We start from the raw sequence: 19,838 nt of genomic DNA, 5'->3' as shown, positions 1-19,838 counted from the left end.
GGTATAAAAGGGAGATGAAACTTTTGGCGAATGAAAGCATCATCATCAAAGGTGCAAGGGCACATAATCTGAAGAACATCGATGTTACCATTCCGCGCGATAAATTTGTCGTGCTGACCGGGCTGAGCGGTTCTGGCAAATCATCGCTCGCCTTCGATACGATCTACGCAGAGGGGCAACGGCGTTACGTCGAGTCCTTGTCGGCGTATGCCCGCCAGTTTTTAGGGCAGATGGAGAAGCCGGATGTGGATTCCATCGACGGACTGTCTCCGGCCATCTCCATTGACCAGAAGACGACAAGCCGCAATCCGCGTTCGACGGTGGGCACCGTCACGGAGATTTATGATTATTTGCGCCTGCTGTTTGCACGGATCGGACGGCCGCATTGTCCGGAGCACGGCATTGAAATTATCTCCCAGACGGTTGAGCAGATGGTGGACCGGATTATGCAGTATCCTGAGAAAACGCGTCTGCAAATTCTTGGCCCGGTCATATCCGGCCGTAAAGGGGAGCACAAAAGTCTGTTCTCCGATATTGCCAAACAGGGCTTTGTCCGCGTTCGGGTAGACGGGGAGCTAAGGGATCTTTCGGAGCCCATCGAGCTGGAGAAAAACAAGAAACATACGATCGAAGTGGTAGTCGACCGGATCGTCGTTAAAGAGGATGTGCGGGCTCGGCTTGCAGATTCCATCGAAACAGCGCTGAAGCTGTCGGGAGGACAATTGCTGGTCGACATTATCGGGCAGGAGGAGCTGCGCTTCAGCTCCAATTTTGCCTGCCCGATCTGCGGCTTCAGTATTGAAGAGCTTGCCCCCCGCATGTTTTCGTTCAACAGCCCGTTCGGGGCATGTCCTGATTGTGACGGTCTCGGCGTCAAGATGGTCGTTGATCCTGAGTTGCTCGTTCCCGATCCGCGCAGGAGTGTAGAGAAGGGGGCATTTGAAGCCTGGAGCGGGGGAACCTCAACGTATTACCCGCAGTTTCTGAAATCCGTATGCGAGCATTTCGACATTCCGCAGGAAGTGCCGGTCAGCGAGCTGACCCAAGGGCAGATGAGTATTATTCTGTATGGTTCCGGCCAAGAGAAAGTCCGCTTTATTTACGAAAATGATTTTGGGCAGCGCAAGGAAGCATTCGTTGCCTTCGAGGGCATTATCCCCAATCTGGAGCGCCGCTATCGTGAAACGGCTTCCGAAGGGATACGCGAATTCATCGAAGGGTTCATGGGATCAAAGCCCTGTGGCACCTGTAAAGGGCACCGGCTCAAGAAGGAGAGCCTTGCGGTAACCATTAATGATCAGAATATGGCTTATGCCACCAACCTTTCCATCGGGGAAGCCCGCACGTTCTTTGAAAATCTGGATCTCAGCGAGAAGGAACAATCCATCGCCAATCTGATCCTGAAGGAAATCAACAGCCGCCTGGGCTTTCTGGTTAATGTAGGGCTGGATTATCTCACGATGAGCCGCGCGGCCGGTACGCTGTCCGGGGGAGAGGCGCAGCGTATCCGGCTGGCTACCCAGATCGGTTCAAGCCTGATGGGTGTGCTGTACATTTTGGACGAGCCCAGCATCGGACTTCATCAGCGTGACAATGACCGGCTGATCCAGACGCTTGAGCATATGCGGAACCTCGGCAATACACTGATCGTCGTCGAGCATGACGAGGATACGATGTTCGCCGCTGATTTCATTATTGATATCGGTCCGGGAGCGGGCATCCACGGTGGACAGGTGATTGCACAGGGCACGCCGCAAGAAATCATGAACGATCCGAATTCGTTGACAGGCCAGTATCTTAGCGGCCGTAAATTCATACCCGTGAGTCCGGAACGGCGCAAGCCGTCAGACAAGTGGTTGGAAATTCGGGGAGCCAAGCAAAACAACTTGAAGAATGTCAACGTCAAAATTCCGCTCGGGGTATTTTCTGCGGTAACGGGAGTATCCGGCTCCGGCAAATCTACGCTTGTTAACGAGATTTTATACAAAACGCTGGCCCGTGACCTGAACAGAGCGCGGGTACGTCCCGGACAGTACAAGGAAATCCGCGGACTGGAGCATCTCGACAAGGTGATTGATATCGACCAGTCTCCGATCGGGCGCACGCCGCGCTCCAATCCGGCGACCTACACCGGAGTATTTGATGATATTCGTGATCTGTTCTCACAGACCAATGAAGCGAAGGTGCGCGGATACAAAAAAGGCCGCTTCAGCTTCAACACCAAAGGCGGCCGCTGTGAAGCATGCAGAGGGGACGGCATTATCAAAATTGAAATGCACTTCCTGCCTGATGTGTATGTGCCATGCGAGGTCTGCAAGGGCAAACGGTACAACCGTGAGACGCTTGAAGTGAAATACAAAAACAAAAGCATTTCGGATATTCTGGAGATGACCGTCGAGGATGCGACCAAATTTTTTGAAAATATCCCTAAAATACACCGTAAAATACAGACCCTGCTGGATGTCGGTCTCGGTTATGTTACGCTGGGTCAGCCTGCGACAACCCTGTCCGGCGGCGAGGCGCAGCGGGTAAAGCTGGCTTCCGAGCTCTATAGACGAAGCACCGGCAGAACGATTTATATTCTGGATGAGCCGACTACGGGGCTGCATGTGGACGATATAGACCGTCTGCTTAAGGTGCTGCACCGCTTGGTGGATTCGGGAGAAACCGTTTTGGTCATCGAGCATAATCTCGATGTCATCAAGACAGCAGACTATCTGATCGACCTGGGGCCGGAAGGCGGCAGCGGAGGCGGCACCATTTTGGCTACAGGTACACCTGAGGAGCTGGTGCAGGTTGAAGACTCCTATACCGGCAAATACCTGAAGCCTGTGCTGGAGCGGGATACGGAAAGAAGCAAAACGCTGCAGGCAGCCGAGCTTGGCTGAATGAACCCATAATATTGACAGTCACCCTGTTATACTCGAACGGACATCGTCCGGGTTGTACAGGGTTTTTCTTTTTTGCAAAAACAGGACTATTGTAATTGTTATTTATGTCAATTTCATGGTAATTTTATGCTATCTATACAAATCTATTCATGGTCTCTCGCAGAGGTGTGTCCGTAAAGAAATTGAGGAGAACATTGAGGTAAAATAGATTAGTATAAACTTGGATACATAGTCGTGCGCTTTAGAGAAAACACAGGGGTAAGAGAGGAAACAGGTGAAGATGAGAATAAAGGGGAATGCTTGGCTTGCTGCAGGTCTGGGAGCGGTTGTATTTCTGGGCAGCAGCGGTACGGAGGCCGCAGCAGCGGGCGAGAAGGCGCTAAAGGCGCAAAAAATCAAAGGTTCTATTTATGTCAATGTGAATGAACTCAATAAAGCGCTGGGGACAAGCGGCACTTACAACGGAGCCAGCGGGACTTATACATTGTCTACCGGTACGATTCCGCAGGTTGTAGAAAAGGTATCGCCCTCAGTGGTTGGCATTATCGGCCGACCGGCTTCTTCGGATACTTCTTCCGGCGGCGACCGCTACAATCTGGCTCACGGCACTGGCGTCATTATCAAGAATAACGGGTGGATTGTTACGAATGCGCACGTTATTGACGGGCTGGACGAGGTGCTGGTCGTCACATCTGACGGCAAAACCTATGGCATTACGGAACAATTCAGCGATCCCGTCAGCGATCTGGCTGTAATCAAGATTAGCGCAAACAATCTGCAGCCTGCGGTGTTTGCAGATTCAACCGCTCAGCTGCAGGTCGGGGAGCAGGTTATTGCGATCGGCACACCGATCTCCTTCTCGCTGCGCAACTCTGCGACAACAGGAGTCGTGAGCGGGCTGAATCGCGGGGTTAACGCCTCTTACAAGCTGATTCAGACGGATACGGCCATCAACCCGGGCAACAGCGGCGGACCGCTCGTCAACCTGAAAGGACAGGTGGTCGGGATTAATACGATGAAATTTTCAGCAGTAGGCATTGAGAATATGGGTTTCTCGATCCCGGCGGACACAGTTAAATATGTCATTAACCAGTTTTTTAAATACGGGGAGGTAAGGCGGGCAAGCCTTGGCCTCGAGCTTGAAGAAAGCTGGTCAGCCATCGTTGGCCTGCCGACAGATGATCCGCTTTCTGTGAAGGGGGTCGCTTCAGCGGAAGCAAGGCAGGCGCAGATTGCCGAGGGGGATGAGCTTTACAGCATCAACGGGAAAAGGATGACGTCCATCATCGATATCAATGAGCTGATGAAGAGTTTTCAGCCTGGACAGACCGTTACACTCCTTATGCAGTCGGACGGGGATATCGTTGAGCGCAAACTGAAGCTGAGCAAGGATGACGGCAGCATGCTGGAGGCCGCGATGGCTGAAGCCTCCGGGGAGCCTGCCGAATGAAGCGTGTTGTTCAGTTCACTGCAATACTAAAAAATAAGCATTTATAGGGGTACGAATATGAATCCATTTCAAAAGAAAATGACCCGCAGGCTTGCAGCCGGTCTGACTGCCCTGAGCCTGCTCTTTCCGGTCCTTCCCGCCGCGGCGGATGGTGAATTAACGGAGCTTCGTCTGCAGACTGGCAGTATGACAGCCGTGGTGAACGGCCAGAATATTGCCATTGCGAAGCCTTATACCAAGAACGGCATAACGATGGTGCCTGTCGGTGTGTTCAAGAAAGCCTTTAACAGTCAAATTCGCCTTGAGCAAAGCGATGTGGTCAAGGTGATGAGCGGACCTCATACGGTTGTTCTGACGATTGGCAGCCGGACGGCCTGGGTGGACGGACAGAAGGTAAAGCTGCCATCCGTGCCAGAAATGAGCGGAGGCACGCTCATGGTACCGTTACGGTCAGTAGTGGAAGGCCTGGGCGGCAGCCTGAAAACAGGCGGCGGCAGTCTCGTCGTCCGCATGGAGGCCAGCGCAGGCGCGGCTGTGGCAGAGCCGGAGGTGCCGACGATCGATAACGACGAGGGAAAAACAAAGGTCGGCAACAGCTATTACAATTGGTCGATGAGCTATCCGACGGGGTTGATGATTGGCGAAAGCGGCGAGGATGAAAGCATCGCCACCTTCATGAGCGAAGACGGCAGCTACTACATGGAGGTGCATGTCTCTCCGCAGCCGATTCCGTATGATGCCGATGATCTGCTTCAGCAGCTGGTGCAGACAGCGAAGGAAACGGGCGAAACGATTATTGACCGCAGAGTCTACCCGGATGCGGAGGTGCCTTACGCACGCATCATAACCAAGGATGGGGACGGTTCACTCTGGGAAAACAGGCAGTACTATGGTCATGGTCAGGTGTATGCCGTATATCTGACCGATTCAACCGCCGCGAACTATAAGGATCTCAATAAATACGCAGGGCTTCTGAATTCGTTTAAAACCTCCTTTGATGTGGATGACAAGGTGATTAAGGATATTTCCACTATCGAAGGCGGAATGAAGGATGCATACAACAGCGATTACGGCATAGCCTTGAAAATTCCGGCCGGCTGGACGGGGGACAATAGCAGTATGTTGTATGAGGGCCGGGACGGCTCCAAGCTCAAGCTTACCGTAACCTCAGCCCCGCAGGACTCTGCTCTGGAAGACTGGAGCGCACAGCTGCAGTCCTGGTTGAAGGATTCATTTATGTCTTCCGCTTATGAGGCGAAGAAAACATATCCGCTGGAAGTGGCGGGCAAGAACGCTATCATTCATGAATACCGCTATGACTTCGGGAACGGCTGGGTGAAGGAATATGATGTTATGCTGCAGGAGAACGGTTACCGCTATCTGGCGGAATATTCATTTCCGGACGATGACGGCAAAGGACAGGATCAGTTCGAGCTGCTGATTCGCGGCCTGGACATCGACTTCAGTGTGGTTTCCACTAACTTCGGCCAGCTCGAAGAGGATGCGTATCTGACAGATAAGGCGAAAACGGATCGTAAAATATCAAAAGCTTATGGATATTCGGTAGACATACCGTCTTATTGGACGCCGGTGAGCGAACGCTTTGAGTCTGCGGATGTTGAATACGAGTTTCTCGGCGGCAGCTTTTCCATCCGAATTGATGAAGATCAGTCGTATGAAATGACCGTATCCCAGCTCAAGGATTTTTATGACAATGAGGCAAAGGATTATACGAACCTGAAGGTTGAGGAAGCGAAAGACATCAATTTTGCTGGAGTACCGGCCGTCTCGTTCACCTTCCATCAAACGGATAATAACGGCATCGCCTATACAGGCCGCCAAATTTTGCTGGAGCATAATGGCGCGACTTATATTCTGTCTACAACGCTGAATGATGCGAACAATACGGCCGCACAATCGCTTGCTTTGAGTTCCGCATTAAATTCGTTCAAGTTCGTCGACTAGAAACAACCCTAAACATAGGTGAAAGGACCTCAATTCCACAGTTCAGTGGGAGATGAGGTCCTTTTTACCTGGAAAGAGTAGAAGGGGGCCGCGCAGTCTGGTACACTAGATTAGTTACAAAGTCATTGATTTGTACAAAATGAAAGATGGGGCAGTACATTCCTGCTGCACATGGTTCTTTTTCAGATACTTTGAGAAGTACGTCGATAGATGGTTTTCACTTATGACATCGGTAATCGGAAAGTCAAGAAATTCGGGCGCAGCGGCGCCGATCAGGGAGGATTTTATGGAAATACAGCAATTGCGGAGAGCAGACGTGGAGCTGCTGGCGCCGGCGGGCGACTGGGACTGCATGCGGGCGGCCGTGGCCAACGGGGCGGATGCGATCTTTTTCGGTGTAGAGAAGTTTAATGCCAGGGCACGCGCCAACAACTTCCGGATGGATGAGTTGCCGGAGATTATGACGTTCCTGCACAGCTATGGGGTCAAGGGCTTTTTGACCTTTAATATCCTTGTTTTTGAAAATGAGCTGGAGGACGCTAAAGAACTGATTGATGCCTGTATTGACGCGGGTGTGGATGCAGTGATTGTGCAGGACCTGGGCCTTGTGAAAATGATTCGTGAGATTTCGCCGGATTTTCCCATTCACGGTTCCACGCAGATGACCATCACTTCTCCGGAAGCGGTGGAATTTACGAAGCCGTTCCATATGGAGCGGGTGGTGCTGGGACGGGAGAATAACCTCAAGCAGATCAAGAAAATCGGCGAGCAGGCAAAGCTGCCGATGGAAGTGTTCGTCCACGGTGCGTTGTGTGTCTCTTATTCGGGCCAATGCCTGACATCCGAAATGTGGGGTGGACGGTCCGCCAACCGCGGCGAATGCGCACAGGCGTGCCGCCTGCCGTATGACCTGATGGTCGACGGTGAGCAGAAGCCGATGGGCGATGTGGCTTACCTGCTGTCGCCGAAGGATTTGGCTGCGATCGATATCATGCCTGAACTGATCGAAGCAGGTGTGACCTCTTTTAAGATTGAAGGACGCCTGAAGTCGCCAGAATATGTAGCTAATGTAGTCAGCAAATACCGCAAGGCGATTGACCGGTACTTTGACGGTGACGATACGAAGCCGAGTAAAGAAGAAATACGCGAGCTGCAGCAGAGCTTCTCGCGTGGTTTTACGCATGGTTTCCTGGATGGAACGAATAACAAGAAGCTCGTGGACGGCACGTTCCCGAAAAGCCGTGGCGTTTACCTCGGACGGGTGGAGCAAATTTTGCGAGACGGGGTTGTGTGCCGGATTGAGGCGCCGCTTAAGCGTGGGGACGGCATTGTGTTCGATGCTGGTGATCCAACGAAGAAGGAGGAGGGCGGACGTGTCTATGACATTCGCCGCAAAGGCGTCAAGGTGGAAGGCGAAGCTGGCGAAGACTGGGTGATCGATATCGTGCCAGGCCGGAACGATGTGGACCTGCACCGTCTCCATGTCGGCGACCGCATCTGGAAGACGAACGATCCGGCGCTGGACAAGCGCCTGCGCCAGACGTACGAGACGGAGAAGCCGTACCGCGTCTTCCCGGTGCATGTGAAGGCTGTCGGCCATCCCGGCCAGCCTTTGACGACATGGTGGACCGACGTGCAGAAGGGCACAACGGTCCGCGTCGATTCCGAGCTGGAACTGGAGATCGCCCAGAAGCGTCCGATGACCGCCGAGCTGCTCGAAGAGCAATTCGGCCGTCTGGGCGGGACCGTGTTCCAGCTTGAAGCACTGGACGTCCACCTGCACGGGGACGTCATCGTACCGATGCGCGAGCTTAACAACATCCGCCGCAAGGCGGTGGAACAGCTCGCGGGCGAACGGCCGAAGCCGCCCGTGTACGTCAAACGGGCGGCCCAGGTTTACGGCGATGCGGCCGTGCCGGCAGCGCCGGTGGCCCGCGGTCAGGCGGAGCTGACCGCGCTGTGCCGCAGCCTCTCGCAGGTGCAGGCTGCGCTCGAAGCCGGCGTGCAGTTCATCTACGCCGACTTCGAGTTCATCAAGCAGTTCCCGGCTGCGGTTGAGACTGTACACGCCGCAGGGCGCAAGATTGCGCTGGTTACCCCGCGCATCCACATGCCCGGCGAGAACGGCTACCACAACAACATCCTGCGCCTCCAGCCCGATGCGGTGCTGGTGCGCAACACCGGTGCGCTCTATTTCTACCTGAAGCACCGCCGCGAGAATCCGGACGTGCAGCATCCGGAGCTGATCGGCGACTTCTCGCTCAATATCGCCAACCACAAGGCCGTCGACCTCTTCCTGGAAGCCGGCTGTGATGCTGTAACACCGTCGTACGACCTGAACATCCAGCAGATGGTCGATCTGCTCGGGCGCTCGCGTACGGACAAGCTGGAGGTGGTCATCCATCAGCATCTGCCGATGTTCCATACCGAACACTGCGTCTACTGCACCTTCCTGAGCGAAGGTACGGACTACACCAACTGCGGCCGTCCGTGCGAGGAGCACCACGTCTCCCTGCAGGACCGCATCGGCATGTCCCATCCGGTCCGCGTGGACGAGGGCTGCCGCAACACGGTCTACAACGCCATTGAGCAGTCTGGCGCCGAGTACCTGTCCAACTTTATGGACCTCGGTGTGTCCCGCTTCCGCGTAGAATTCCTGGAAGAGACACCGGAACAGGTACATGAGGTCATTGACCTCTACAAGCGTGCCCTGCGCGGCGAAATCAGCGGCACCCAGGTGTGGAAGACGCTGAAGGCCACTAACCAGCTTGGCGTGACAAGAGGGCAACTGGTAAAATAGAAATACAGAATAACTTTCAAGGCTTTTTTAAATATAAACTGCTATGTATATCACAACTCTGATATAGTTATATTGTGAATATACTGCACTTGCGCCTCCAGAGGAACCACGTGTACTGTGGAGCTGGGGGCTTTTCAAGATTATGGAACTAGTTTTGCGAAAGGTGGTGCCAAAGTCATGTTCAATTATAGCTTGAATGATATACGCACTCTGTGCGGAACAACAGCCTATAACAGGGGAAGAGACTACTGCGATTCTCGCCGTGTTATTTCCCTCAATCTGGAAGAAAATATGGACCGGTCCGATACAAGCGAAAGATACAATGCTGTTGTGCAAGGAAATAAAAAATACAAGGTTACTGTCGATATAGATGACTATGGAGATGTAGAGACAAGCTGCACCTGTCCTGCCTATGGCAGCTATTATTACGAAGCCTGCAAGCATGTTGCGGCGGTGCTGATTGCCCTGTACAGAAGGAACAAAGAGGCCGAGAAGCAGGGGAGAAAGATGGAAGGGGAGCGCATCGAACAGGAATTCTCCTCTATGTTGGGGGGCCTAAACTCTATGCTGCAGCATTCTGCACGCACTTCCTCCGGCTCTGCCAGCCATCCGCAGACGAACAGCCGACTGGGAGCGTCCCCGGTCCCTGCTGGTCAGAGAGCCGTGAACTCTAAAATCCAGAAGGTGCCATCGGTTAGTTACGCAGCAGCAGAGCAGATGCTAAAAATACTGGATGTACGTAAAGCGGGACATGATAAGGCTCCGGCATCCGATACGTTCAGGAGTATTCCCGTGAAAGACGCACTACAGGTGGAATATATAGTCAAGGTCGTGGAAGGCTACAATATTGAGGATCATTTGGCGCTGGAAATGAAAATCGGGATCAAACGAACTTATATTGTGCAGAAGATCAGAGACTTTCTGGATGCGGTGGGCAGCGGAGAGTCGTATCCTTTTACAAAAATGTTCACCTTCGATCAGACAAGCCAGATCTTTCTGCCGGAGGATCAGGCCATTATGGACATCCTGCTGCGCGCCAGAGCCAATGAGCGGTTAATGAAGAAAACGATAAATCCTTATTCGTCCAGCCTCGGCACTTACGAAGATCCCAAGCGAATGTATATTCCACCCATCGTGTGGGATCAGCTGCTGGACAGGCTGCTGCAAGCGAGACATGTTGTCTGGGAGGGGAAGGGCACATTAGGTACCAATCAGCTTGAGCAGGCTGAGGGATTGCCGCCAGTTCAGTATAAGATCACTCCGGGTCAGGAAGATGGTTATGCTCTGAAGGTGGAAGGTGTAAACAGGCTGGCACTTCTGGAGAATTACGGAATTGTGCTGGAGTCTGGAAAATTGTTCAAAATGGAGCCCCGGCACATTCGGCAGCTGTCCATGCTGAAATCCACTCTGTCTACATATGGTAGCAAGGAGCGGATAGAGGTGTCTGCCCGACAGATTGAGCCCTTCCTGCAGAATACACTGCCTGTGCTGCGTCAACTCGGTGAGGTTAAGCTGGATAAGCAGGTGCAGAAGAATATTCAAGAGCCTGAGCTTACCATCAAGGCCTTTCTGGATCGAGAGGCCCAAACACTGGTGCTGCGCATCGAATTTCATTATGGGGATATTGTCATTGATCCCTTATCGCCCTCTTCCAAACAGCGCCAATCCGGAGAGATTATTCTCATTCGTGACAGTGAACGTGAACAGCGTGTGCTGAGACTGCTGGAGGAGGCTGCTATATCCTGTATCAGCGGCCGTTGGCTGGCAAGCACGGATGAACAGATGTATGAGATGCTGTATCACGTGCTGCCATCGCTGGAGGAACTGGCAGAGCTGTATGTATCACAGTCGGTGCAGCAGTTCAGGCAGCGCTCCTCCAGCCAGATGAAGCTGAAGGCGGATATCACACAGGGGCTTGACTGGCTGGAGCTTGCCTTTGAGCTGGAGGGCATAGGGACTGAAGAAATCAGTCATATTCTGAAGCATATTGTAGAGAAGAAAAAATATGTGCGTTTGCGTGACGGTGTGCTGCTGTCGCTGGAAGGACAGGCTTACGATGAAATCCGGACAGTAGCTGAACAGCTGGACCTGAAGCGTGATCAGGCGAAGCAAGGCGTGTTTCGTCTGCCGGGCCTGCGGGCTTTGCAGCTGTTTCACCCTGAGGAAGCGAAGAGCAAAACTGTGCGCCTCGGCAAGCCTTTACGCCAGTTTCTGGAGCGCCTGCTGCATCCGGAGCGGATGTCGTATGAACTGCCTGCCAGTCTGGAGCCAATATTGCGGGATTATCAGGCAGAGGGCTTTCAGTGGTTCAAGAACTTGTCTGCCTTTGGTTTTGGCGGCATTTTGGCCGATGATATGGGGTTGGGTAAAACCTTGCAAACGATCTCCTATATTCGCTCCGAGCTGGACGAGCGTGTAGCGGCCGCTGCGGCGGGTAATGAAGCAGGTACTGAAGCGGGGACTAAAGCAAATGCTAAAGTAGGTACTGAAGCAAGTATTGAAGCAAGTGCTGAAATAGACACCGAAGCAAGGGCAGACAGCCGATATGTTGATCCTGCAGCGCGGCAGCCTGTGCTGATCATTACACCGGCTTCGCTCACCTACAACTGGGAGAATGAACTGCGCCGTTTTGCTCCCGAGCTGAAGGTCGCGGTAGCTGCCGGCGACAAGGAGCAGCGCAGCAGTTTGATGGAGGACGTGGAGGCACAGGCTTACGATGTGCTGATTACCTCTTACCCGCTGCTGCGCCGGGACGCAGAATGGTATAAGGACAGGAGCTTCCCGATTCTGATTCTGGACGAGGCCCAGGCGATCAAAAATAGCGGCTCCCAGACGGCGCAACTGGTGAAACAGCTATCCGCGAAAAACCGGTTTGCCTTGACAGGGACACCGATCGAAAACTCACTGCAGGAGTTGTGGTCGATCTTCGAGGCCGTTTTTCCCGCCCTGTTCCACGGGCAAACCCATCTGCAAGAGCTGCCGCGTGAGCGCATTGCACGTATGATTTCACCCTTCCTGCTGCGCAGGCTCAAGCAGGATGTACTGGAGGAGCTTCCGGACCGCATCGACACCGTGCACCGCTCAGCGCTTGTCAAAGAGCAGAAAAAGCTGTATATGGCGTATATGGCACGATTGCGGGAAGACACCCTGAAGGATCTGGAGACAGATGGTTTCCAGAAGAGCCGCATGAGGATTTTGGCCGGAATTACACGCCTGCGCCAGCTCTGCTGCCATCCATCTCTGTTCATTGAGAATTACGAAGGAACCTCCGGCAAGCTGGAGCAGCTGCTGGAGATGGTAGCGGACGGTCTGGCCAGTGGACGCCGCTTCCTGATCTTCTCTCAATTTTCCAGCATGCTGGGGCTGATTCGCACTACGCTGCAGGAGCATGGCTACCAGACCTTCTATCTTGATGGAAGCACACCCGCCAGTGAGCGTGTGGAGATGAGCCGCCGCTTCAATGAAGGAGAGAATGACATTTTCCTAATTTCCCTTAAAGCGGGTGGAACCGGCCTGAACCTGACCGGCGCCGACACGGTCGTTCTGTTCGACCTGTGGTGGAACCCGGCGGTCGAGGAGCAAGCAGCAGGCCGTGCCCACCGCATGGGACAGCGTAAAATCGTGCAGGTGTTCCGCATGGTGGCAGAAGGCACGATTGAGGAGAAAATGCTGGAGCTGCAGCAGAAGAAAAAAGACCTGATCGAGGATGTACTGAACTCTTCTACTGGCAACACCTCCGCACTGAGCGAGGAGGACATCAGGGAATTGCTCAGTATGTAGTTTGCAGAGTTAAAGAGTCGTCGTTCCCGATGCGTTATGTGTACTACGCGATGCCAAACGAAAGGTTTAGCAAAATCGGTTGTGTTCTCTTACCGATTTTCACAATGGATCACGCTCCCAGAGCCCATGCAATTGTGCATGGGCCTGTTCGTTTTTTGCGCCCCTAGCCAAGCTAGGCACAACTAGCCGGTGCAAGTCCGGTCGAGGTAAGAGGCAAGTCGCCTCGTACAAAAAGAACCTGAAAACAGCCCTCACCTTTTAGCGGTTGTCGGTTTTCTGAAAATTAGGTATAATCTATTAAAAGGCGGGCATACTAAGATCTATTCTGATAGATTGGAGGTATGCACCATGGGAAAAGATAAGGAGGAAAAGAAGATGGCTATCCGCAAAGAAGATCTAAGCAGCGAAACAAAAAAGAAACTCGCTCGTAGCCAAATGATCCGCTCTCTTACCACGCAGATATGTAAAGAAAACGACGAGGGTCTTAGGAGGCTTTCTAAAAATTGATTGAACGATTGACTCCTGACGATATAAGAGATATTCACAATACTGCACTGGATCTCTATAATGGACTTCCAGGTGAGAACGAGCCGGGGTTAATAGACTTCCTTGCTGAGAAACCCTTTCAGGGATTTGGCAACGAAGAATATTACCCCGGCTTATTTTTGAAGGCTGCTGTCTATATGGAAGGTTTTTCAACTCATCAGCTTTTCTGTGACGGCAATAAGCGTACCGGTTATTTGAGTGCCAAGCTATTCCTCTTGATTAATGGTTATCACTTATTAATTACAGATGATGACTTATATAATACTGCGATTGCCGTGGCCAATAAGGAAATTGGACTTGATCGGCTGGCCGAATGGCTAGAACAAAATTCCGTCGAAGAGCCATTTCAATAGCCTATCGGAAATAGATGATGCGCCCGAATTGTCGCAGAACCTGGCATGGCTATCGTGATATGCAATGAAATAAAGGAGCAAGTCACATGAAGAAAATTCGTAAAGCAATTATTCCGGCGGCTGGTTTGGGTACGAGATTCCTGCCTGCAACCAAAGCAATGCCCAAAGAAATGCTTCCCATTGTCGATAAGCCGACCATTCAATACATTATTGAGGAAGCTGTTGCCTCGGGAATAGAGGATATTATTATTGTTACGGGTAAAGGAAAGAGGGCGATTGAGGACCATTTTGACTCCTCTTTTGAGCTCGAATATAATTTGGCTGAAAAAGAGAAATGGAAGCTGCTGGATGAAGTGCGCAAGCCCTCAGAGATGGCGGATATCCATTACATACGCCAGAAGGAACCAAAAGGCCTTGGACATGCCATCTGGTGTGCCCGTAAGTTTATCGGAGATGAGCCTTTTGCTGTCCTCCTCGGGGACGATATCGTTGAGTCCGATGTCCCTTGTCTCAAGCAGATGGTGGATGTCTTTGATCGGTATCAGCGGGCTGTAGTAGGGGTTAAACAGGTACCTTGGAACGAAGTAAACCGTTACGGTATCGTAGAAGGTACCCAGCTTGAGAATAAAATTGTTGAAGCGAAACGGTTGGTGGAGAAGCCGAAGGCGGAGGAAGCTAAGTCAAACTTGGCTATTATGGGGCGGTATATTTTGACCCCTGATATTTTCGAATTGCTCGGGCAGCAAAAGACAGGCGTAAACGGTGAAATTCAGCTTACCGACGCCTTGGCAGAATTAGGTGAACTCAGCCCGATTCTTGGGTATGAATTTGACGGAAACCGGCATGATGTAGGGGAAAAATTAGGCTTCATCGAAACTACTATTCACTATGCACTCAAGCACAATGAATTGAAGGACGATGTCCTCGATTATATGAGACGGGTCATTGAAAAAATGGATCAAGAGAAAAAGGTCACTCTTTAAAGAGTGACCTTTTTCTTGTCTTCTGTGAAGTACCTTGAAAGATGGTTTTTCTTAAGTTTCACATTCATTGCAGCTTTAGTGCAACCAAAACATCAACCTGCTGTTTTTCATTTGCATCTGCTTGGATGAGCTTATCGTACCAAGCTTGATCTACCTTCCCTTGCTTCTGGGTGGCTGCGACGTAGTAGCGGGCAATTTCTTTGTTCGCCGCGTTGCTCAGATCTTCGTTAAGAAGAGGCTGCAGGATCGCTGCCGCTTCAGCAGGTTTATTGGACATAAACTGAATTTTTCCCGTGTTCAGGGCAATTTCAGGCGTCACATTAAACGGTTTCGCAATCATAATGCTGTTAGGTAGAGCATCAATATGCGCTATTCCATCCAGCACTTTTTGATAGGCGTTCAAGCCTGCTTCAAAGTATTGCTGCTGCTTCGTTGTATCACCCTGCTCTCTCGCTTGATTGCCGAGAGTAAAAGCTTGCTGAATGAGATTGCTGTACCACGTAATATCCCATTTATAGTTTGAGTTTTTGTCCTGAAGGATTTCAAAAGCCTTCTCATTGTTGTTCTTCAGTTGATAATGAGACATTAGATTAGAAGTCATACTTTTATTAAAAGGCTCCGCCTTCAAGCCCCGCTGCAGCAATTCTTCATCAGCCGTATAAAACTGTTCGTTCTGAGTTTGTTTATAGGCTGCTTGATATAGTGATGACAGCAAGATTAGCGAATCTGGATGCGTCGACCGGATGGATAAATCCTCATTGGCTGCCGCCTGAATCTGATCAAAAGATTGGCTCGTACGAGCAACCTGTCTGGCCTCCATGGATGCACTGCTTGATTGTATGAAACGCAAACCGGTAAATACCAGGACGATCGCTACAATTCCAATGATCCCGCTGTACAGTGGTCTGAAAGCGGCAGGATTCAGAGACAGCCGTTTCACTGGCCTGCTGTCCATTGCTGCAGCCATACCTCCTAGCCCTACAAATACCAGCATACCCATGAACACATAACTTAGGTTAAAGTCCAGAATACTGTGCAACAGGATGGACAGCGTTAAAATAAAATAGAGAAAATAAGAGTCACGCTGCTCCGCATTCTGCTGAATATAACCACGGATATACTTATAAAACACAAACAAAATGAAAGCCATAAAGATAACAAAGCCTAAAATACCTACCTCGACTAAATACTGCATAAAGAAGTTATGCGCTTGACGGCTTGTGTATGGGTAATCCTGATACTTCTCATACAGCGTTGCCCACCCGCCGCCGCCAGCTCCGATAATCGGGTAGTCTGCAATCAGCTTGGATGCATCTTCGTAAAATTGGAAACGCTCCAATACACTGTGCTGCTGGAAGTTGATGCCCTCCACCCGCACGCGGATATTTTCAGGCAGCACGTTGCGCAGGCTTGTACCGATCAGCAGGAAGGCCACAACCCCAATGATAATGACCGAGCCGACAGGCAGCCACAGGTTGGAAAGTTTTCGCGAAGCCCAGCCCTGCATGCCGTTCTCCAGCTTTGGAGCGACATACTGCTGAATCAGCCAGGATACTACGCCTGCAACGAGCGAAGCTGCAATGAGCAATCCCCAGCCTTTGACTGCGGTGGCTCCATTGTATGTTTGATTAAGCTCAAGCCCTATAGTGGTAATCGGGCTAAGAACAGCCAACGAGACAATACCTGATACCGCACAATAGATAATCCACAGCAACTGCCGGGCCGGTTTGAAGAACAACAGCAACAGGATGAATACAACCGGCATCATAACCAAACCGCCACGGGACAAGGTCAGAAACAGAGAAACCAGAATCGGAACGAGCATAAAACCATGCGTCAGCCGTCCAAACCAGGTCTTCGATTTCATCAAGCTAAAGATCGCTGCAAAAAGGAAAGCCATCAGAAACGCTGCATAAGTATTCGCATACTGGAATACAGAAGTCAGACGCAGACCGTTGGTATCCGTCATGACGGCACTGGTGTAGCGGTTTTGATACACTGCACTGGAGAACCAGTCCACCAGCTTGCCGGCCAGAACCCACTGTCCGAACCAGTTGATAAAACCAAAACCAACGATCAAATAAGCTACGGCCATAATCGTAGTCTGGATGATGTTATTGCCCAGCCGATCCTGCAAGAGGTACAATGATATGATGAACATGGCGGCATAAATGCACTGCACGATCACCATATTCATGGCCAAGTAGTGCGAGGCAGCGGAGACTAGCGACAATACGTAAGTCAGCGGAAGCAGAACTACCAACACTGCCAGCCAGTCCCTTTGATCTTCCAGTCTGAATTTTTTATAATAGCTTAGTAGTGATATGATCAAAAGAACCGAGGTGATAGTGAGAGCCCAATAAACAGGCTTCTCGAAATCTAGCATCTGCCCATTGAACAGAGCTGCCTGAAATGGAGCCCAGATAAACAACAACATGATTCCAACAATTAACACCCAAAATAATGACGACCTTTTATCGTCACGGGTCGACGTTTGGGCCTGTTTCCCGTATACTGGATTCGACAAGGTTTACAATCTCCTTTTCATGTAGATACGTCAATATTTTAGCATATAGAGGATGTAGGAGCCAGAAAGAAAGAAGGATAACAGTTTGTTTTATTGATTAGGTATTTATCATTTTTTAGCTAGACAATGGAAGGGGACTTCATTTTAATGTTTGGAACTGCTTTTCTGAAAGATCTCATTGCACATAGAAGGTTAATTATTCAACTTTCCTTAAAAGATTTAAAAGATAAATATTTAGGGTCGTATCTGGGGATTCTTTGGGCAATTATACAGCCTGCAATTACGATTTTGATATTTTGGTTTATTTTCCAAGTAGGTTTCAAATCATTGCCTATTGAAAATTATCCATTTATCTTATGGCTCGTTGCTGGTATGATTCCTTGGTTTTTTTTCGCCGATGCACTTATGAATGCTACAAATTCAATAGTAGGTAATATTTTCCTCGTGAAGAATGTGGTATTCAGGGTAAGCTTGCTTCCTATAGTTAAAATAATATCTCCACTGATTATTCATCTGTTTTTTGTGATTGTAATGGTGGTGATGTTTTGGAGTTACGGCTTCCCACCTAACATATATTTCTTGCAGATATTTTATTATCTTTTTGCCATGTCAGTGTTTATACTTGCTATTTCATGGATTACTTCTGCGTTAGTGATATTTTTGAAAGATGTTGGACAAATATTGGCAATGTTTTTGCAGTTCGGTTACTGGATAACTCCTATATTGTGGTCGTTAAACATGATTCCTAGCAAGTATGAGATGCTGATAAAATTGAACCCTATGTATTACATTATTGAAGGTTACAGATATAGTCTTATTTTTAGAAGCTGGTTTTGGCAATATCCAAGGATGACATTATATTTTTGGGGCGTTACTATTTGTCTTTTGTTGCTTGGAGCGTTCGTATTTAAAAGATTAAGACCTCATTTTGCAGATGTACTATAAGGAGATATTGATATATGAGTATAGCTATACAAGTAGAGGGTATCTCTAAACATTTTAAATTATATGAGAATCAAATCGACCGACTGAAGGAAGCTATAAGCCCTTTACGTAAACAATATCATACGGATTTTTATGCGTTGAATAACGTCAGTTTTCATGTTAAGAAAGGCGAAACATTAGGGATACTCGGTAAAAATGGATCAGGAAAATCGACCCTGCTTAAAATTATTACTGGAGTGCTAACCCCGACAGAAGGCAAAGTTCAGATCAATGGTAAGATAGCAGCATTACTGGAACTTGGTGCCGGATTTAATCCTGAGTACACGGGTATTGAAAACATCTACCTTAATGGGATGCTAATGGGATTTGACCAAGCAGAGATGGACCGTAGGTTAGAAAATATTCTATCCTTTGCAGACATCGGTGATTTTGTTTATCAACCCGTGAAAAACTATTCCAGTGGTATGTTTGCAAGATTAGCATTTGCAGTAGCCATAAATGTTGAACCTGAAATACTTATCATTGATGAAGCACTATCGGTTGGTGACATATTTTTTCAGCAAAAGTGTTTTGAAAAAATAAAAGCTATGAAGAATGAAGGTGTAACAATACTGTTTGTCAGCCATGATGTGACTAGTGTCAGTACATTATGTGATCGGTGTGTTCTGATAAACAAAGGTGAGGTCTATTCTTATGGCGAACCTAGAAAAATTATTAATGATTATGTGAAATTGTATAATACTAATGATGAAATAACCAAAAAAATCGAAAGAGTCAATAAACTCTCTAAAAAGGGGAATCTATCGTTGATTGATGCGGCTACTCAATCTGATTCAGAGGAAGATTCAGAGGAGTATCGTTATGGAGATGAATCAGCAATAATTAGTAAAATCGAATGCCTAAACGATAATTCGCCTGATAGCGACTGGCTAGTGTACACTATGGATTCGTTTAAATTAAGAATTACTGTGGATTTTTACGAGGACTGCACCAATCCAGTACTAGGGTTCTACATTAAAAACAAAAAGGGCCTCGAAATGTATAGTGGTAATACACATTACTTGAATCAGAATATAGGTCCTGTTAAAGGTGGAGAAAAGGTAACGGTCACTTTTTCACAAAAAATGTATTTGGCGCCCGATGAATATATAGTCTCTATAGGATTATCAGATTATGTAGATGGAACTAGCCGCCCGCTGGATAGAAGATACGATGTGAATAAAATAACCGTTAAGTCTGAGAGGACTATAATAGGTTTGATGGACATGGATTCCACAGTTGAAATAGTTAAAGGTGGTTAAACATGATAAAAATTGCACAGGTAGGCACATTTAATGTTGATAATTTAGGCGATTTGCTTTTCCCTGTTGTATTTGAACGTATAGTTGAGGACGTTTGCCGTCAGTTAAATGAGGATTATCATATTAAGTTCTTTAGTCCCAACAACACCGGTGTTATACCAGTTTATGAAGATCAAAAAGAGATTGAAGATCTTATTAATTTTGATGAATTCTCATTTGATAAAGTTTTTGTGGGGGGGGGGGATTTATTAAGATCGGATACCTAGTCTGTCGATAAACCATATAAATCTGATAAAC

Annotated in this window: 12 protein-coding genes; 11 read left to right on the top strand and 1 reads right to left on the bottom strand. The window is 49.2% G+C overall.

Translation table 11 applies throughout. From position 1 onward, the window contains the following. Positions 1 to 23 precede the first annotated feature (23 nt). The 8 genes from uvrA to galU all read left to right on the top strand — a co-directional run bounded on the left by uvrA (position 24) and on the right by galU (position 14,768). Positions 24 to 2,888, top strand: coding sequence for an excinuclease ABC subunit UvrA (gene uvrA / locus ACE5LO_RS25885; protein ID WP_375522800.1), 2,865 nt, complete (start codon positions 24 to 26; stop codon positions 2,886 to 2,888). 283 nt (positions 2,889 to 3,171) lie between these two features. Then, a complete protein-coding gene (locus tag ACE5LO_RS25880) occupies positions 3,172 to 4,341 on the top strand; it encodes a S1C family serine protease (protein ID WP_375522814.1) in 1,170 nt (389 codons plus the stop codon). Between the two features lie 57 nt (positions 4,342 to 4,398). Further along, entirely contained in the window at positions 4,399 to 6,306 is a 1,908-nt protein-coding gene (locus ACE5LO_RS25875) for a stalk domain-containing protein (protein WP_375522799.1), read from the top strand. Between the two features lie 286 nt (positions 6,307 to 6,592). After that, positions 6,593 to 9,106, top strand: coding sequence for a U32 family peptidase (locus tag ACE5LO_RS25870; RefSeq protein ID WP_375522798.1), 2,514 nt, complete (start codon positions 6,593 to 6,595; stop codon positions 9,104 to 9,106). A 177-nt stretch (positions 9,107 to 9,283) separates the two neighbouring features. Further along, complete coding sequence (locus tag ACE5LO_RS25865; RefSeq protein WP_375522797.1) at positions 9,284 to 12,886, top strand: DEAD/DEAH box helicase; 3,603 nt, start codon at positions 9,284 to 9,286, stop codon at positions 12,884 to 12,886. Between the two features lie 348 nt (positions 12,887 to 13,234). Next, the gene (locus tag ACE5LO_RS25860; RefSeq protein ID WP_375522796.1) at positions 13,235 to 13,393 is read left to right on the top strand and encodes a hypothetical protein; all 159 of its coding nucleotides are present in this window, start codon (positions 13,235 to 13,237) and stop codon (positions 13,391 to 13,393) included. After that, positions 13,390 to 13,785 carry a type II toxin-antitoxin system death-on-curing family toxin gene (locus ACE5LO_RS25855; protein ID WP_375522795.1) on the top strand — a complete coding sequence of 132 codons (396 nt, stop codon included), beginning with the start codon at positions 13,390 to 13,392 and terminating at the stop codon, positions 13,783 to 13,785. Before ACE5LO_RS25860 ends, ACE5LO_RS25855 begins: the two co-directional genes overlap by 4 nt. Positions 13,786 to 13,871: 86 nt before the next feature. Next, positions 13,872 to 14,768, top strand: a complete 897-nt coding sequence (gene galU, locus ACE5LO_RS25850) for a UTP--glucose-1-phosphate uridylyltransferase GalU (protein WP_375522794.1) — start codon at positions 13,872 to 13,874, stop codon at positions 14,766 to 14,768. Between the two features lie 64 nt (positions 14,769 to 14,832). Here galU and ACE5LO_RS25845 read toward each other — a convergent pair whose 3' ends face one another. Next, positions 14,833 to 17,295, bottom strand: a complete 2,463-nt coding sequence (locus ACE5LO_RS25845) for an O-antigen ligase family protein (protein ID WP_375522793.1) — start codon at positions 17,293 to 17,295, stop codon at positions 14,833 to 14,835. Positions 17,296 to 17,442: 147 nt separating this feature from the next. On the opposite strand from ACE5LO_RS25845, the gene ACE5LO_RS25840 reads away from it, so the two are divergent. The 3 genes from ACE5LO_RS25840 to ACE5LO_RS25830 are packed head-to-tail and all read left to right on the top strand — an operon-like array spanning position 17,443 to position 19,807. Beyond that, entirely contained in the window at positions 17,443 to 18,240 is a 798-nt protein-coding gene (locus ACE5LO_RS25840; RefSeq protein WP_375522792.1) for an ABC transporter permease, read from the top strand. Positions 18,241 to 18,254: 14 nt separating this feature from the next. Then, on the top strand, positions 18,255 to 19,541 hold the full coding sequence (locus ACE5LO_RS25835) for an ABC transporter ATP-binding protein (RefSeq protein ID WP_375522791.1): 1,287 nt from the start codon (positions 18,255 to 18,257) through the stop codon (positions 19,539 to 19,541). 2 nt (positions 19,542 to 19,543) lie between these two features. Further along, positions 19,544 to 19,807 (top strand): hypothetical protein, encoded by a 264-nt coding sequence (locus tag ACE5LO_RS25830; protein WP_375522790.1) that lies wholly within the window; start codon positions 19,544 to 19,546, stop codon positions 19,805 to 19,807. Positions 19,808 to 19,838: the final 31 nt, after the last annotated feature.

Origin of the sequence: Paenibacillus medicaginis, from assembly GCF_042138635.1 — a bacterium.
In the GTDB taxonomy this organism is placed as follows: domain Bacteria; phylum Bacillota; class Bacilli; order Paenibacillales; family Paenibacillaceae; genus Paenibacillus; species Paenibacillus medicaginis.
This window is presented reverse-complemented; position numbering and strand designations above follow the sequence as displayed.